This is a genomic window from Umezawaea beigongshangensis, from assembly GCF_016464305.1.
Lineage (GTDB): Bacteria > Actinomycetota > Actinomycetes > Mycobacteriales > Pseudonocardiaceae > Umezawaea_A > Umezawaea_A beigongshangensis.
Map to the genome: position 1 here is coordinate 1 of NZ_JAEIOJ010000039.1, position 1064 is coordinate 1064.

1 protein-coding gene is annotated in these 1064 nt (G+C 71.1%); it reads right to left on the reverse strand.

Annotated elements, in window-relative coordinates; all coding sequences use genetic code 11:
• The coding region (locus tag IMZ35_RS30235; RefSeq protein WP_199444626.1) for a carbamoyl phosphate synthase preATP-grasp domain-containing protein at positions 1-1064 on the reverse strand (1064 nt) is incomplete at both ends.

Here is a 1064-nt window from a genome sequence, read left to right on the forward strand (position 1 = left end):
GGGTTGGCCTCCAGGACGTAGAGCACGTCGTCCTTGAGCGCGTACTGCACGTTGAGCAGCCCGCGCACGCCGATGCCGCGCGCGATGGCCTCCGTCGAGCGCCGCACGGCCTCGACGTCGGTGCGTCCCAGGGTGATCGGGGGCAGGGTGCAGGCGGAGTCGCCGGAGTGCACGCCCGCTTCCTCGATGTGCTCCATCACGCCGCCGAGGAAGACCTCCTCGCCGTCGCACAGGGCGTCGACGTCGATCTCGATCGCGTCGTCGAGGAACCGGTCGACCAGCACCGGGTGTGCGGGGCTGACCTCGGTGGCGCGGTCGATGTAGCCGTGCAGGGACTCCTCGTCGTAGACGATCTCCATGCCGCGCCCGCCCAGCACGTAGGACGGGCGCACCAGCACGGGGTAGCCGATCTCGTCGGCGATGGCCTTGGCCTGCGCGAAGGAGGTCGCGGTGCCGTACTTCGGCGCGGGCAGCCCGGCGTCGGTGAGGACCTGGCCGAACGCGCCGCGGTCCTCGGCGAGGTTGATCGCTTCGGGCGAGGTGCCCACGATCGGCACGCCCGCGTCGGCCAGCCGCTGCGCCAGGCCCAGCGGCGTCTGCCCGCCCAGCTGCACCACGACGCCCGCGACGGTGCCCGAGCGCTGCTCGGCGTGCACCACCTCCAGGACGTCCTCGAAGGTCAGCGGCTCGAAGTACAGGCGGTCGGAGGTGTCGTAGTCGGTGGAGACGGTCTCGGGGTTGCAGTTGACCATGACGGTCTCGAACCCCGCGGCCCGCAGCGACATCGCCGCGTGCACGCAGGAGTAGTCGAACTCGATGCCCTGACCGATGCGGTTCGGGCCCGAGCCCAGGATCAGCACCTTCGGCCGCTCGCGCTGCTCGGTGACCTCGGACTCCGCCTCCGGGTCAAGCTCGTAGGCCGAGTAGTGGTACGGCGTCTTCGAGTCGAACTCCGCAGCACAGGTGTCGACGGTCTTGTAGACCGGCCGCACACCCAGGCGGTGCCGCAGCACCCGCACGCCGTCCTCACCGGCCAGCTCGGGCCGCAGCGCGGCGATCTGCCG